The organism is Culturomica massiliensis (assembly GCF_900091655.1).
GTDB classification, from domain to species: Bacteria; Bacteroidota; Bacteroidia; order Bacteroidales; family Marinifilaceae; genus Culturomica; species Culturomica massiliensis.
The window spans coordinates 3,896,159-3,913,971 of the sequence record NZ_LT594621.1 but is presented as its reverse complement, the minus strand read 5'-3'; the positions used below and the strand labels follow the sequence as shown (position 1 = coordinate 3,913,971).

Here is a 17,813-nt window from a genome sequence, read left to right as displayed (position 1 = left end):
CGTATACTCATTCGACAGCCACTTTCACAGCTTCCCGTTCGGGACCGAAGATGAGATGAAGGATATAGATTCCCGGCGGGAGAGATTCATTAAAACTGAGCTCGTAACTTTCATCTCCCCGGCATTTCGATTCACGGAGCAGGACACCGGTCAGCGCATAAAGCCGCAACAAACCGTCCGATTTCCGGTTCAGCTTGACCCGGACCCGGAAATGCCCGTTGCTGGGATTCGGCCACACCAACACATCACGGATCACACGTTCGGGCCCCCGGGTAACAGGCTGACCTGAGCCTTCCGTAACGACCGACACATTTTTATAAAGAAGTTCTTCACACTTTCCCTCTACAGAACGGAGTCCAATCGTATATTCCCCGGGCCGGTCAAAAATCAGTTCGGCCATATCCCGGTCATCACTGACAATTGTTATTGTTCCGGTCTCCGGAAAAATCCATTCGCAATATTCCGGCATTGGCAGACACGTATTGACCACTTTCAGGATATCTTCCGCCTCAATCTCCGAAGCCATCGCAAAATTGGCGTCAATTTCGGCATCACTTTTACCGATTGTAACTTCTCCGTTTCCCCGGCAGCCTTTTTTCGTCACGACCTCCAACCGATACGTACCCGCTTCGGTCACCCGGATAACAGGCTGTAAACTAAATACCTCGTTATCTTTCAGCCACTTGTACCCCGTAATACGTTCCACATTCAAAGGCCTTAATTCCACTTCCTGTTCCCGGCATAAAGTACGCTCGGGTCCTAAACTGACATTAACCTGTTCCGGTTCAAACAGTTCAAACACACCTTGCCACAAACACCCGTTGGCATCGGCCACATCCACCGGATAGCTGCCGGCCGGCAAATCCTCCCGCTTCATCCTGCTATTCCCATCGGCCCAGGTGATTCTGTATTTTCCCGTTCCGCCCGATATTTGCAATACGACACTCCCTTTACCACCGTTACAAACAGGATCGGTGACTTTACTGCTGACCTCTAAAGCATCCGGAGAAACAACCGTACCCATTGCCTCGGTACGGCATCCGTGGGCATCCTTGACAGCCACCAGATAACGGCCTTCGGAAAGGCTATCGATCTCTCCCGTCCTTGCCCCGTTCGTCCAGATATATTCATACGGCAAAGTCCCGCCATTCACTACGGCCCCGGCCTTCCCATCGGTATCTCCTTTACAAAGCAAGGCCGAAACGGTCACGGCGGCCTGCAGAAGTTCCGGCTGAACGAGGCGGTATACCTCCGACCAGGCTGTAATCCCGTTGCCGTCCGTCACTTTCACCTTATACTCTCCGGCAGGAAGCTGCTCACAATTTATACCCGAAACCATAAAATCAGCATGACGCCCGGACAAACGATACCAATCATACCGGTAGTTACCGACACCACCACAGGCGGTAGCCCGCAATATACCATCCGGCACCCCGTAACAGGAAATAATCCGGACACAGGAAACAGTTACTTCGAGTAAAGACGGCTCAGTAACGGTAGCTGAAATACTCTTATTACACTGGTGGCTATCGGTTACCGTTACCGTATAATTACCGGCAGGAATACCTTCCAATGTATCCCGGTCGTTTTCCCAACCGTGCCATTCATAACGATAGGGTTGTGTACCACCGACGGGTGTTACCCAAATCATCCCGTCATCCCGCTGCCATCCGAGCGGCTGTCTGTAATCCATACTGAGCAGCAATTCATCCGGAGAATTAATTTTCACTTTTTTAGTAACGAAACATCCCCGTTTATCTGTTAGTTTTACTTCATAACGCCCCTCTTCCAGGTGCTCGATCCGGGTATCCGCCGAGCCATCGAACCAATCTAAGCGATAAGGCGCTTCACCCCCTAAGGGGATGGCCTGAATCCAACCTTTCCGATCGTATTTACAAGGTAAATGACCTATTTCAAATTCCAGACGCAAGGAATCGGGCGAATAAATCGTATAATCAGCCGACCATCCCAGATTTCCCACGCTATCGAATGCCGCCACACGGTAAGTACCGACACCGACGGATTTCAATAAGGAATCCGTTTCTGTAAACCCTGTCAAAAGATCTTCTTCTACAAAATACCATTCGAAACGGTAAGGTCGTCCGGCACCGCCTTTCACATGGGCAGTCAGCTCTGCATTGGTCTGCCCCGAACAGATGATCACTCCGCTCTCTTCCAATTCTATGGTTATCGGATTATACATCCGGACAGAATCGACAACCTGACAGCCATGAGCATCCGTTACGACAACATGAAGCGGATCTGCCATTGCCGACAAACCGGTCAGCGGATTAGCGACTGAATGATTGTAATCCCAGGCATAACGATAAGGCTTTGTACCACCTTCCGGGCTGACCGCTACCATTCCATCGTCACCGCCATATACGGAGGGAAAATCTACCTTATGCCTCACGATCAGGCTGTCCGGCTCCGTCAGGGTATCGGTTGCCGAAACGACACATCCGCGCCGGTCGGTAACCACTGCTTTATAAACGCCGTCTTCAAGACCGGCCCGCAAAGCAGCATCCTCCCGGTCAATATCTTCCCAGTAATAGCGGTAAGGGGTAGTACCTCCATCCGCCAAAGCCTCCGTCCACCCATTGGCATCATGCTTACAAAGCGGGAAATGATGACGGAATTGTAATTGCAAAGAATCCGGATGACGGAAAACAAATACATCCGATACCGCCAGGCTATCGCTACGATCCCGGACACTCACCCGATATTCTCCATCCGCAACCCCGTATAAGATACTATCGTTTGCTCCGGTTTTCCTGAAATGACCTTCACGGTCTTTTTTAAACCATTCGAAATCATGAGGGGCACCCACACCTCCGGCAAACACCGCAGCCAGACGACCATCCAAACGGCCGTAACAACTGATCGAATCACGTACCTGAATTTCCACGATAAGCGGATTGTACATCCGGGGCGTATCGCTCACAGTACAACCGTGAGCATCGGTTACCGTAACTTCATAAGGCGTATCACTGGCAGCCAATCCCGCCAGTGGATTATCCGTTGAATGATTATATGTCCATTCATACCGGTACGGTTCGGTTCCGCCTTTCGGAAATAAGCGGATCGTTCCGTCCGTCCCGCTAAAAACAGACGGAAACCGGACTTCGTGGGTGACCAGAAGACTATCCGGCTCTGTCAGGGAGTCCCGTCCGGTGAGCTGACAGCCGTGTGAATCGGTAACTGTTACCTTATAAAAACCACAGGCCAGATTACTGCGGTTAAAAGCATCAAAATCCGTCTTATCTTCCCACAGGTAATGATAAGGTTCGGTTCCACCTTCAACCAAAGCATTTATCCAGCCATTCCGGTCGTCTTTACACAACGGATCAAGATGCCCGAATTTCAATCGGAGCGAGTCGGGTTGCCTGAATATAAATTCCTGCGAAACGGCTTGATTATGTTCGGAGTCCCGAACTTCCACCCGATAAATCCCATCTCCCAAAGGTTCTGAAACAGACTCTTCTCCGGCTATTTCCCGGAATCCGTCATTTTCCCTTTTATACCATTTATAAAAATAAATGCTGCTGACACCGCCTTCGGCCAGGGCTTCCAAACGCCCGTCTGTCCGGCCGTAACAAGACACCGGTTGTTTTTCCCGAATGCCGACCATAAGCGGATACAATATCCGGGGATTGAGTTCTATTTCACACTGATGAGCATCTTTCACCACCACCCGGTAAGGCACACTATCGGCAGGCAAGTCTGTCAAAGGATTGGAAACGGAATTCCGGTAATCCCAGAAATACCGGTATGAACCGTCCGTATAGGGAGTTCCGCCCGCCGGGAAAACAGTTATTTTTCCATCAGAAACCGTCGGGCCGGAAGGGATATCCACCGTAAATACAGCCGTTAAGAAATCAGGTTCTGTGAGCACCCTATCCGTCGTTACCGAATTATTTTCACTATCGGTAACTTTAACCCGATAGGTTCCAGCCTCTAGCGGGGCTGAAATTTTTCCGTTCCCTTCTATTTCCTGAAAACCACCGTTCCCGGATTTAAACCACTGATAGCGGTAGTAGCGGCTGACACCGCCTTCCGGCATTGCTTCCAATAAGCCGTCACGATCTCCCTTACAGGAAATCACTTTTTTCACAACAAGCTTTACTCCCAATGGATAAATTACACGCGGTTCCAGTTCTATCCGGCAATCATGGGCATCCTTTACCACCACCCGGTAAGGCACACTATCCGCAGGAATGCCCGTCAAAGGGTTGGAAACGGCATTCCGGTAATCCCAACGGTAATAATAGCCCGGTGTACCTCCCGAAGGAGAAACAGCAATGCGACCATCCGAGCCGGCAGCAGAAGAGGGTAACGTAATCTGAGCCGTAGCCTGTAATAAGGGGGGCTCTGTAATCGTAATTTCTGCCGTAGCAGTGTTATTTTCAGAATCCGTTACCTTTACCTGATATCTTCCGCTACCAACACCCTGTGATACTTTCCCATTCCCCGAAATAAGAGAAAAAGCACCGTTTGACCACTGATACCACTGATAACGGTAATACCGGCTGACACCGCCTTCCGGCATCGCTTCCAATAAACCGTCCCTATCTCCCTTGCAGGAAATCACTTTTTTCACGACAAGCCTGACTCCCAAAGGATAAATTACACGCGGATTCAACTCTGTCCGGCAATCATGGGCATCTTTTACCACCACCCGGTAAGGCACACTATCCGCAGGAATACCCGTCAAAGGATTGGAAACAGCATTCCGGTAATCCCAACGGTAATGATATCCCGGTGTCCCCCCTGAAGGAGAGACCGTAATTTTTCCGTCCGAAGCATTAGCCGACGCAGGCAAAACCACCTGGGCGGTTGCAGTCAGACGAGCAGGCTGCCCGATTGTAACATTGTTTTCTGCGCGGCAATCCTTACGGTCTTTGACTTTTACCACATAGTTCTGTGCTTCTCCATAGATAACGGAACTTGTGCCCGGATTACCCGGCCATGTGTATGTATAGCCCCCGTTCCCTCCGGTAACGACAGCCTCTATTCTCCCATCGCTACCGCCATAACAAGCCGGTTCGGCCGTTTTAAAAGCAATCCGGACCGGATCGGGTTGTGTCAGGGTATAATTTGCAGAAACTGCTTTAATATCATTTCTATCGAAAACAAAGGCCCGGTAAACACCCGCATCCAAACCGGACACTTCAGCTGTCGTATAGCGTAATTTAGCCCATGAACCACCGACCGATTTATACCATTCATAACGGTATCCCCCGACTCCTCCCGTGGCTGTCGCCCTCAGTACTCCGTCTAAAAGGCCGTAACAACTGATATCTCCGGTTTTACCGATAGAAACCGACAAAAGATCGGGTTGGCGAAGCTCTATATCTACAGTACTCTGGCATCCGGCCAGATTTACTGCCGTAACCGGACTGACTTTATTGTAATTGGCATCTTTAACTGTAATTTTATACCTGCCGTCACCTAAACCGGTCAGTTTACTGCCACTTCCGGACACAGGCTGACCGTTTTTTTGCCAGGAATAAGTAAAACCGCCCGTACCTCCCCTGGCAATGACCTCGATAGCTCCATCCGTCAATCCGTATCCCCGGGGATCGGTTTTGGATAATTCCTGAAGACTTACGCCCGTTGCCGGTTGTGCTATATTTACCTTCCAGGCAGCATCCGTCATCCGGCAATCATTGGCATCCCTCAATTCTACGGTATAATTGGCAGCAGCAAGCCCGGGAACAACAGAAACAGCATCCCGTGTCACAGGATAGGATGCCGCAGTCGTATACCACGCCCTGATATCTCCCGTCCCACCCGTCGGTGTAAAAGTTATCGTTCCATCGCTTCCGCCTTTACAATGAACATCCGTCTTATTTAAACCGGATAATGATAATTTCGGAGGATCGGAAACGGTGAACTGCGCTTTATGTCTGTATTCATCACCAATATAACTCGGTATTGTCGAATTCAGAATATAACCGTTGGTATATTTCACTTCGTACCGACCGGCACTCAATCCCGTAAAAATCACGAAATTTTCCTCATTCCTCAGAGTAATAGACGGCTTATATCCCAAAGGATCATCCAGATTAGTCAACGTCAATTGTTCCGCCTCATCGGGAAATAATTTCCGATAAAAAGGAATTTTTACCTGACCGTCTTTTCCTCCGGCACATTTCGGTGGGGTTACCTGAATTGAATAAGCACTTATTGTCGGAGCCTCTATTTTCAAATCTAAAACAAGCGTACCGGCATATTTGGAATTATCTTTTTCATTACCGGTAAGACAGGGATTACCTGCCCTGACCGTCATCTTTCTTTTCTGTTTCACATTATCAAGAAAATCAGACGTACTGTTTCCACCTACCCTATAATAATTGACATCAACCTCCACGCTAGCTCCCAATCTGTCCCATTTATTTTCAGTCAATTGATAACTATAATACCAATCCCACCGATACAAAAAGTCATCTGAAAAATCCGTTTTTATACGCACATAATTTTCATTCGTTAAAGTATGATCAGCAGGATAAGAAGACAAAACCGGATTTACAGGAACTCTTTTTATAATCAATTTAGCGTTATACCCAAATAAAACAGGTGTTTGTTTTTGGAAATCGTCGGGAGCAACGGTTTCCGAACAGCCCCCGAATAATGCCCAGTTATCCATACTAACTGTCAACGTTCCTTCCCGCTTATCGTCAGCAGATCTGTTACGGGATACCGTTTTAAAGTTAATCAGCTTTTTTCCATTCGTTACAAGTCTGTAATTTAACTTCCGGGGAACCGTCGTTGAAGTACTATTCAAATTTACATTACCTTGAAAAACCCACATGGATTCACCCTCAAATTGTACATATAAAGAAAATTTATTGTCCTTATGATAGGACATAGGCTTAGGTGCCAATATTTCAAAATCAAACCAAATCTCATAATTCAGGCTATTTGCAGCCAAAGGTGTTGCCGATTGCGTATTCGCTTCTACGGGATTTTTCAAATCGGGACTATTCTCCGTAATTATTTCATCCGTCAGACAGACAGCAAGGCTATCCGAAGATTGGGCATACAACCTGCCGATATTTACCTGAAATACGATTATAAACCATATTCCCAAACTTATCCAGGAATAAACGAACTTTTTCATAATCCTTTAATTATTATTTCACGAATCCGGGAATTTCCTCCGTTTTCAAATAATGCACGTATCATATAACGATACTGCATACTTACTGCAACATCCTCATCCAACAATTCCCGCTGCCATCCGGCTACAACCTTCCATAGCGTATAAGGTGCATCCCCTTCGCTTTTGTATATTTCATAATTCTTTACTTCTTTCAAATCCGATTTCCACACCAGTTTTATCAGTAAATTTTTTTTGTCAACAACGGCATCCAAACGGGTAATACCTTCTTTTTTCTTCAGAGCTCCCGGGACAACCAGGTTCAGGGCCGGCGTCGGCAGGGACACCAAACCGCTCTTATCGACGGCAAAAATCGTATAGGCATATTTTTTACCGGGCTGTACCGACGTATCCCTATACCTGTCAGTCTGGTTTCCAGGCAGTATAATCACCCATCGGGCAGTATCCCCCGTTTCTTTTTCCTTACGGTACAACCGGTGTTCCCTTACATCTTCCGACGGACTGCAAATCCATTTGAGTTCGACACCTTCTGTTCCGATATGATAATCTGAAAAAACGGGAGATACCGGAGGTATAAAATCCGGTTTAACCAAATCCAGTCTTTCCGAAAAATCAGACTGGTTATAACGCTGATCAACAGCAACCAGATAATAATAAACCACAGGATTCAGGTTCCAGTTATCCACGGTATCTATATAGCAGGTATCCGTTACCGGATATTTTACGACCGGAACAGCTTCCTCCGTTCCGGTAAATGCCCGGTAGACCAAATAACCCAATAAATCGGATTCAGTATTTGGATTCCAGGACAACTTTACTATTCCCAGGCTATCTATTTTCCCCTGCAACCCTAAAGGGACAGCAGGCGGAACAGTATCCAGGGGCTGAATTAATACAGGATAGGAAGAACGGGATTCTCCTTCCAGTGCCACAGCTTTGATCACGAAATAACTGCCGGAATTGAGTTTATCGTATTTTAATGACCGCTGCGACGGGGAAATATCATCCGCCACCGTTCGATAAATACCATTGGCCTTGTCCGACATTCTCAACTGAAATCCTTCTATAAAACTTTCTCCCTCATTTTCAAACTGCCATTCCATTTCCAATTCACCCTTATCGTTCACTATGGATTTGCGGATAACAGGGACATAAGGCAGCATATTCACCCCTTTTCCCGATAAAGTATCGGACACCGGACCAAGCTCTCCGAATGTGGAAATTCCCCTGATCCGGTAATAAAATGTAGTATGGTTATCTGAAAGCGAGTCTACATAAAACAAACGCTGATCCCCTTCTTTTTGTCTTTCATCTATACTCGATACCGGCCGGCCTTCAATTCTGGTAAATTTTTTTCCGTCGACAGACTTTTCAATATAATAAGAGTTATATACATCAGCCAGGTTTGAATAATTCCAAGCCAGCATGACACATTTGTTATTCCACACGGCTGCCAATTCCTGAGGACGCGGGAGAGGCCGGTATTCATCCAATCCGGTAAAGGCCGACCCCAGGCGGATTTGACAACTATCCTCATAGGTTGCCGGAACAATACGGTACAGATAACGTTCACCTTTTTTCACATCAGTATCTTTATATCCCCACCCCGCCAGGCAAGCTATATCAAAGTTCTGATCCGCGGCATACAACGAGAATGTAAATCGCTGGTCGAGTTCCTGGGCCATATTAATCATACGGGCAAATCCCTGTGAATCCTCACCGGTCAACTGAAAGTCTTCCCCATAAAGTGCCTGAGCTATAATCCCCGCATTATCGTCCCTTTCAACATAGGGAATCCATTCCTGCAAGGGCAAAGCTTTCAATACTTCTACCAATACCTTTTTCTCCGGAACAACCAGCACCTCCTTTCCCCTGCTTACCGTATATCTCTCGATACGGAAACCGGACCGGTTGGTTTTTTTCCAGGCATACGGCGTATCGGCCCCCCAACGCAATAAGACGGCATCCTGCTGTACACTATAGCGTACCCTGATACTGGCCGAATCCTGTGCCACCGCACACATATCCGCTCCTATAAGCAATAATAACCCGATAATTATATTTTTCATTTTTTAAAATGTATATTCATATTCAAACAACCGGCTGCTTCCGGCCTGTCCGTCAGGCTGGATAAATCTGAAATTAACCCGGTATTTCCCGGACTCAAACGGCGGTATATTGTTATTGATAAAATCTGCGTATTTCAACAGTTCCGGTTTACCTATATACCTGTTTACCAACTGATCCCGCAGATCATAATAATCCCTGTTGTAAGCACGGAAAAGATTATAAGTATAAGGGAAATACTCACGCAGGCGGTGGTGAGCGGGATCACTTTCCAATAATGTAAGATAAACTGAATTCACCGGTATGGCTCCGGCAGGCGGAACTCCCCATTTTTCCGTATCTCTGTACCTGATGCGAATACTACCGGCCAGTGGATAATTTTTATATACCAACGGGTAAATCCATTGCTTATAAAAAGCATCGTCGAGTGTAGCCCAGGGTTTTACCAAAGGTTTGTTGCCGCTATATGCCGTACCGACAAGATCAACGGCATCAAAAGGCTCACTGTCATTCAGAATATATTCCAGATACACATAACCGGCCTCCGCATAAAACGAATGCATCCTTTTGTTTATACCTGCAATTTTTTCCCGTAAAGTAGCGTAACGACTTGTCCCGAAGGCATATTCCAGGATTATTTTTCCGTTCGCGGTCTGGGTCACCGCATTCGCTTTTGCACTTCTTATCGTGACATCATCATCACCCGAACCACCGATCGTCAACCGTTCCTCCCGGATATCAGCCGTTCCCCCCGTTCCTTTTTTCGGCAGGGTAACAATACCGAGAGAATAAGTACTTGCCTTAGAAAGTCCCGGCATCTGATAAACCAGACAGTTTATGCCGGCATCGTAACGGAAAGAAGTATTTATGCTCTGTCCGTTCTCATCAGTAATGTGAATTTCATGTTTGAAATCAGCAGAGAACAAATAAGGTTGTCCCCTCTTGAGTTGAACATACCCCCGGGTGCCTTCACCGGACAAATAATACCTTTGATCTATCACCGGATAACAATATTCAATATTCTGTAACGGTATATTATCAGGTGCAGTACCCGTCGTAAAGCCGATTTCCATTTTTTCCCGTGCCTTCTGCCCTCCTGTGTACACCACCTCCCAACGATTATTCCGGTATTCTTCAAATCCGACTTCGACGTTCACCTTCAACAACTTCTGCGGAGGTAATATATCATGCGAATAAAAGGTCACCAGATTACGCGACGTATTCCATTCCAATTTACCCGGTATTTCCTTACCTTCCTCGGAAACGATAAATTTATCCAGTATGAATCTGTAATTTTTAATCTCACCGTTATTATCTTCCATTAAAAAAGACTTATTCATCGGCATATTGAAGGCAACCTGCGGAGCAGCAAAAACATCCACATCCGTTTCTTCTGCAACCGGCTTTATATCATTGATGATAGGTACACCGATAGGACTGCCTCCCGGCAAGACAAGCTCACACTCTTCTCCCAATTTGATCTTAAGGCGCATATTTCCGCGGATCAAACCGCCTAATATATCGATCTTCATCCCCAGATACCCTACGAACCAGGTCGGATTGGGCAGCTTAGCCTGAAATAAGGTCGCTGCTCCGGCCTTAATGATGGGTATTTTTTTCCTGATAAACAAAAGCTTCAAACTGACACCGGCTTCTCCCTGCAAGTAAGCATACGCCTGTCCGTTTGCATACCACCCATCGATTCCCACCGGACCACGCCGCCCATTACACTCAGCCTGTCCGTAATCCTTCAACATAATATCAAAACCGAGTCCCGCCTGGAAATTCGCATATAAAATCAGAAAAGTAATATCCCCGGTTGCCACACTGACATCCGCGCCGAAAGCAAAACCGCCGCCTGCCTCCAATGCATTCATATCCCGCATATAATCGAGTTGTCTCAACTCGACACCCAAAATATCGGCCACCTGCTGAGGCGGTGGCGGTGAACCTTCCAAATGAGAACCGGTCATAAAATAAGCGCCCGATTTTATTTTTATCAGATTCAGCAAATTCATTTCTATACCTAACCGGTTGGAAGGAGTTCCCATATGAAAATACCAATTTCCTTTTTCTATATGCAACACTGAATGTCCGGCATTATTATTTTGCCCCCGCCCCTTTATCAAACCGGCCAATACATTGACATACAAATCAAAAGTTGCATGTAAACATTTCTGATTAAAGTCGTATTGAATCCCCATGGCAGCCAGGAACCCGCTTTTTCCCAAACTCTCCTTATCCGAATATATATCCAATGCGGCATCGGCCGGTTGATATAATTTATATTTCTGTAATTTATTCAAGCCGGAACTAATCCCCGGATGTGATGCCAAATAATTGTTTTCAACCGCTGCCAGCGCTGTCAATTTATTTTTTACCGCACTTTGAATATTATCCATACCGGGGATTTTTCCCAGAACTTTCACTTGTCCGAAAAAACCGATATAAGCCAATCCTCCCTTATCGTTAAAAGCTATTTCAAAGTCGGCTTCCCCGCTGACCACATCCGGATTTCCGATATTAAACATAACGGCAGCTTTAAACCCGAATCCACGCTTTTCATCCGGAACATACACCGTGCCTGTAGGCAATGCCGATTCCCCCATTCCCCGTTGTGCCATTTTATAATAAGCCCCGCCGCCGATCCCGCTCAAATTGAATGCAGGAGGAAAAACCGTAATGCCGCTCTTCCCGAACATCACACTCCCGTCCACCAGCCAATAGCGGAAATCTTTTTTACCAAACATAGCCCGGGCCTTCATCCCGACACCTTCCAGGCAAGTCAGCTCCAAATCCATATTTCCGGCAAATCCATCCCCATATAGCGGATCATTATTCAACAGAGTCAGGCTTCCCCTGACGGCAAATACTCCGGCAAAAGAGGTATTAACCTGTATCGCCGATATATTCAGATGATCATATTCCCAACTCTGTAAACCGCGGTCCTGTTTCATCTTACCTACAATTCCCAGGCGGGTATCCCCGGCAATGGAAAAAGGAGAAGCTCCTAAAGCCAGTTTTGCATCAAATCCTAATTCTGCTGTTAAGCCAGCCGTTTTTAATTCTATCCTGCCTACCGATAAAGGAAATCCTTTTACAGAAAAATCACCGTCATATCCCAGATATTGCACCATAAAATAGGGGGATTCGGTTTTCAAATGCATTTGTTGAAATTTAATACCTTTCAACTCGGCCACTGTCACATCCCCCTCTCCTCCCTGCATCCCTGCTTTTATCATGAGAGAACCGCTCAACATCGCCTCCGGACGGAAACGTCCGTCTTTTACTTTCATCTCCACATACGAATTCGGTAACAACTCCGCCTCAGCAGCCCATATACTGAATTTCATCGTTTCAGACTTCGATATCCGAAGCATATATTCGTTATCCGGTGAAATATAAGCATCGTAATTCAAAGGGGACTTTTCAGCCACAGGTAAACCGATCTGTCCTCCAAACCCGGCACCATTCAAATGATTTGCGATCAATTCTATTGAAAATCTTTCCACAGAAAAAGGCCATCCCCCTGCAGTCCCGTTATCAAAAGCCAAAACGTTCTGTGCCTCAAAAATCCCCGATATCCCATTATTATCGAAAAGCATGTGGTGGGAAATAAAACTCACTCTTTTACTTGTATCCCGACGGGAAGTAAATTGCCGGGGTAATGTTATACTCAATTCATTGATATAAACCCCCTTCCACAAATTTTCATTACCGGGAATCATATATTGTTCCTGATACCCGTAAGGATAACTGATATTATCGGCATTCCGGGTATCACTAAAATCAAAGATTGCATCCCGGGCCTGAAACATAAACCCATTCAAACCGATGATCTCGAACCGGGGCAATGATAAAGATACGACCATATCATTCCAATCCTGAACAATCGTAGAAAAAGAAGCCATTACTTTCGAATCCAATGCATTGCAATTACCATTTTCATCTACTTTACGGACTAATTTATCTGAAAGAATTAAATCTGCAGTAAGGCCAAGTTCTTTAAACCCCTGGCAATCGATAGACATATAAGTTTGTTGATCCCCTATACCGGACAAAAGATTAAACCCGCCTTTCAGCACCAGAGAAGCAGCTCCGTTATTAATCGGGATGGTAATATCCCCAAGCAATACCAACCGGGCATCCCCGACAATATCCCCTTCGTTCGATAATTTGATCCCCTGAGCACCGAAAAACAGTATCTTATCGCCTTCTTCACCTTGCGGAATAATTGCTCTTCCCCATATAGCCAGCTCTGCGTACTCCTGAAAAAACTGGATACTACTGATAGCCAAAGCGTAGTTGACATTACTGACCGTTCTTTTCATTCCAACCGGAAACACATTCATGTCTGCCAGAGAAAGACTTTCCACAAAATTATCCATCTGATCGAGCCGGGCAAATACCTCCACAGCCTGCTTACGTATCCCGTCCATATCTTCTTTTGCAGCATATACCTGAGTACTACTCCAATAAAGAATCAAACAGCATAAAAAAAAGAACCTGCAAAAACTGCCTTTATTTTTCATAATCGGTCGGTTTTAAAAACTATATGCATAATTAAGTGTAGTCGTAAAATCCGATGCTACCGGCTTCACCGGGACATCCCGGTTCTGGTATACCACAGATATATTAGCCGTATGATGTTTAAAAAAACGCATAACGACATTTCCCCTTGCGTTGAATACACTCCCTGTCCGTATCCCGCTATTGGAAGAAACATTATAAGAAGACGACACCCCTACCGTCATCTTATTCTTTAAAAATTTAGAGGAGGCTCCCAGATTAGGCCCCCACGTAATCATTTCCATACCGGCCATTTTATTGTATGTCAAATTTCCGGATGCCGTCAACTGTATGGCTGACGGAACAAATAGCAAAGCATAAGAAGCCGCCAGATTATAAAACCGGGATGCACTCCCCGGTGCAATAATCCCTCCCCGCTTGTCTGCTGCCTCCTGAAAACTCAGATTAAAATTCAGATTATGGCTTCTGACTTCCTCCACAGCCCAATTATATCCGATATTAACATTCACATTTTGGGACAACTGCGTAAAATCAAGGGTATCCTGATTTTCATATTTATTGGTTGCATTGATATAATCAAACTGTGATCTGATATTGGTATAACTCTGAAAACTGGAATACGATACGGAGCAATTCAATTTATCCGTCGGCACGATATTCAGATTTGCCGCTATTACCCAACGGTTTGTTTGTTCTGTCTTATTGCGGTTCAGATTATCATGCTGCATCCCAACATTCATCGAAAAATTGATTTTATCTTTCCAAAATGGCCGGGCATAATTAAAAGTAAAATTTTCAAAATCATTCGTAAAATAATACCCTCCCAAAGTCCGGTAATCCGGATCTATACGTTCGTATCCCAAACCGATGGAATTCTTTTTAAGCAAATAATTTACACCGGCTTTCAGAGCATGATATTGAACGGTCGACGTGTTACGGGTAAGTAGCCAGATTCCCAAATCTGTTTTAACGGAAGGCAAACGGATATCCCGGGTAAGACTACTGAAACCATACTCTACATTTACCGTCAGGTTATCCAATAATTTGAGGGTTACTTCACCGCTGAGGGCCAGGTTGCTTTGAGGATATATCTGCAAACTGTCCGGCTTCCATTTTAAAGATTCCGGATCATCGTGAGCATGTAACACACTGATTCCCAATAAATATTTTTCTTTCTCATAATTCAGTTTCACACCATAACCCATTCTTTTATAAGCTACAATTCCTCCAAAATTCAATGAATCATATTCGGTCTTTTTCAATAAACGCCCAAACATAAACTGAGCTTTTAACGGAAAGTTTTCCGGTTTCAATTCCAAACCGGCACCGGTAAATTGATGCCCGCTCAGTGTATAGGGAGAGAAACTCATCGATACATCTCCGATATGGGCTGTAACCCATTTATAAGACGGATGTATACTCAAACGATTCGGTAAAGTAGGATAATTATATCCATTTCCCAGATTATTGAAATTACAGGAAAAAGGAAGATTTACCTGATCGTAAATACTGATATTGACATTCCCGGAAATGACCCACATAAAAGGCTGACGACTGGAATTATCACCCGTGTAAAACACTCCGTTAGCTGCCAATCCTCCGTTAATCCGAAACAGATTTTTTTTACTGAATTGTTCTTTCAGATTATCCAAACGTACTTGTTGGGCACATACCGGTAAAGTGCTGGACATCGATACACCGAATAAGCAATAAATAAATAATTGTTTCAAGCCACGCACTTTATCCATATAAACGATATCAATTTCCGGTTCTTTCTTTCTGTATTTTCACATCTGCAAGAATATATGAATTACTTCCTGCCTGTACGAATTGCTTTATCTTAATAACTCCTTTGCGGTAATCACCGGTTTCAAACAACACCAAATGCGGAACATCATTTCCTGTAAAATAAGAGTTAAGATCTTTATCACAGTTTTCCCTAATCAGAAGCCGTTTTAACAACTCATCATTTTCCATAACATCAAACTGACCGGCTGTAAGCGCATCCGGGTTATTGATAAACCAGGAATGAGCGGCACCGGGTATATCCGGCAAGGCTTTTAATCCGACCAAATCAGGCGAGAGAAAACAACATTGGTCGAAATCGGCCAACCCCCAAAACACAAAATCAATCGTCGGTCCGGTCTCCGGAGTCAATTCTTTCATTTTCAAAACAGACCTTGTTTCCGAAGAAAAATATCCACCCACCGTATTCAACGCTGTCGTAATTCCGAATTTCAGATCCTGTATTATATACAAATTCGAATTTTCCAACACCTTTATCTCTTTGCCGACACTTTTCGTTTCTTTTCCATTCGCTGCTTTAAGCTCAACACGATATTCCCCCGGTTTGTCGAAATAAATCCGGGTATCGGCCAGGGTATCATTTTCTATTCTTCCCCCTTCCGCCTTCCATAGATATGATAAAACACCGGTACAACGAGCCGCCAATTCAATAACCAACGGAGCTTCCATATCATAATCATCTTTCCCCGGCCACCACTCGAAATCCACTGCCAAAGCAGGAAGTACCCGAATCGTATCGGTAAACTCCGCCCTCTCTCTTGTATTGAACACTTGTAAATGAACCGGATGCAATCCAGGCTCCGTAAAAACAATAACCGGAGGATTTTTTCCTTCGTAAGTTTCAGGTTGCCCGCCGATAAACTCCCAACGATACCGGGTGCCACCGTAACTGCAATTTATCAGTGTAACTTCCACCGGTGAGAAATTGTTTATAGCCACCGTATAAGTGAAACCAGCCCCAATAGCAGAATCGAGACTTACGGTCAATTCTTTTACTTTACGTTCAGTGGTGTTCCAGGCTTCCAGACGGATGGTATATGTTCCCGGTTCCTTATAAACAACTTCTTCCGGATTTACTTTATTGGATTTCAAAGGATCACCACCTTCGAATGTCCATTCATATAAATCCGCACCTGTCGATTTATTCATCAAATGAACAGTTACAGGTACAGAATAATCATTACCGGTAATCTCTACATCGAAATCCGCATTGATTCTCACAGGTGTTTCCTGATAACAGGCATATAAAAGCAGCCATATAACTGCCTTAAAAAGGTTCCTCCCCAATTTATTCATCAACTATCATTACAAAGATTAACACACTCCTGCGCCACGCCGACAAGTTTATCAGAATTTACAGTCACGCTTCTCCGGCCACACCCGGAGACACCACTCCCCTACAAACACGTCATTAAACCTTCTGTAAAAACACGACACAAACAATCAACATTCCGAGTCAAAAATACATTAATATATTTTAACATCAAAATTGTTTTCATATTATTTAAACTTACTATAAGTTTACAGCTGCTTTATTATATTCCAATAATTAAAATTCACAACAGAAATACCATTAAAATATACATAATATTGAAACAAAACAATGATGATCAGACATTTGAATCAGAACTGTTATTCAAACATGAAATAATACTTTTAAACGACCTTATTTTGAGATAAAGGGATCGAAGGTTCATAGAAATTGTAAATTTTAGATTGCAAATTGTAAATTATTGGGCAAATTGATTCGTCATCAGATTTTTTTAATCTAAAATCGCCAATTTAAAATCTGCAATTAAAACGTTCGTTTTAGGCAGTACGTCTCTTCTGCTGAATAATTTCACTCCCCAATGTATCGATCCCGGAATACATATCAACAATACAGCAACAATTAAAATCAAGCAGAATCCGCACAGTATATGTATTTCACAAAACGATAATGTCAGCAAAAACCGGGATAGACAGTCGCCGAGCCGGATAGGGGGTGTATAACGGAATTATATAAAACAAAAAAAGCAGTCACAACTTTCGTTGCAACTGCTTTTAAAATTGGTAGCGAGAGGCGGGCTTGAACCGCCGACCTCATGATTATGAATCATGCGCTCTAACCAGCTGAGCTACCTCGCCATAAAAAGAGTCTCATTTCTGAGACTCTTTCTTTCAAAATTCGGCACCTACCTACTCTCCCACCCTAAGGGCAGTACCATCGGCGTGAAAGGGCTTAACTTCTCTGTTCGGTATGGGAAGAGGTGGATCCCCTTTGCTATAGGCACCTTTTAATGTCTTT

5 protein-coding genes, 1 tRNA gene and 1 rRNA gene are annotated in these 17,813 nt (G+C 44.7%); all 7 read right to left on the bottom strand.

The window, feature by feature from the left end; translation table 11 throughout:
* Window positions 1-7: 7 nt before the first annotated feature.
* The 7 genes from BN8908_RS17220 to rrf all read right to left on the bottom strand — a co-directional run bounded on the left by BN8908_RS17220 (window position 8) and on the right by rrf (window position 17,803).
* Complete coding sequence (locus BN8908_RS17220) at window positions 8-7,123, bottom strand: hypothetical protein (RefSeq protein ID WP_068691846.1); 7,116 nt, start codon at window positions 7,121-7,123, stop codon at window positions 8-10.
* Window positions 7,120-9,192, bottom strand: coding sequence for a fibronectin type III domain-containing protein (locus BN8908_RS17215; RefSeq protein ID WP_021988509.1), 2,073 nt, complete (start codon window positions 9,190-9,192; stop codon window positions 7,120-7,122). Before BN8908_RS17215 ends, BN8908_RS17220 begins: the two co-directional genes overlap by 4 nt.
* Window positions 9,193-9,195: 3 nt before the next feature.
* Window positions 9,196-13,722 (bottom strand): hypothetical protein, encoded by a 4,527-nt coding sequence (locus BN8908_RS17210; protein WP_021988510.1) that lies wholly within the window; start codon window positions 13,720-13,722, stop codon window positions 9,196-9,198.
* Between the two features lie 12 nt (window positions 13,723-13,734).
* Entirely contained in the window at window positions 13,735-15,468 is a 1,734-nt protein-coding gene (locus tag BN8908_RS17205) for a hypothetical protein (RefSeq protein WP_082989304.1), read from the bottom strand.
* Between the two features lie 10 nt (window positions 15,469-15,478).
* Entirely contained in the window at window positions 15,479-16,822 is a 1,344-nt protein-coding gene (locus BN8908_RS17200; RefSeq protein WP_082989303.1) for a PKD domain-containing protein, read from the bottom strand.
* A 754-nt stretch (window positions 16,823-17,576) separates the two neighbouring features.
* Window positions 17,577-17,653 (bottom strand) — tRNA-Met (locus BN8908_RS17195).
* A 38-nt stretch (window positions 17,654-17,691) separates the two neighbouring features.
* Window positions 17,692-17,803, bottom strand: a 5S ribosomal RNA gene (gene rrf / locus BN8908_RS17190).
* Between the last annotated feature and the right edge of the window lie 10 nt (window positions 17,804-17,813).

Excerpts from the sequence above, each read along its gene's own strand:
- BN8908_RS17205 (WP_082989304.1), bottom strand. The coding sequence starts at position 15,468 with ATGGATAAAGTGCGTGGCTTGAAACAATTATTTATTTATTGCTTATTC.
- BN8908_RS17220 (WP_068691846.1), bottom strand. The coding sequence starts at position 7,123 with ATGAAAAAGTTCGTTTATTCCTGGATAAGTTTGGGAATATGGTTTATA.
- BN8908_RS17210 (WP_021988510.1), bottom strand. The coding sequence starts at position 13,722 with ATGAAAAATAAAGGCAGTTTTTGCAGGTTCTTTTTTTTATGCTGTTTG.
- BN8908_RS17200 (WP_082989303.1), bottom strand. The coding sequence starts at position 16,822 with ATGAATAAATTGGGGAGGAACCTTTTTAAGGCAGTTATATGGCTGCTT.
- BN8908_RS17215 (WP_021988509.1), bottom strand. The coding sequence starts at position 9,192 with ATGAAAAATATAATTATCGGGTTATTATTGCTTATAGGAGCGGATATG.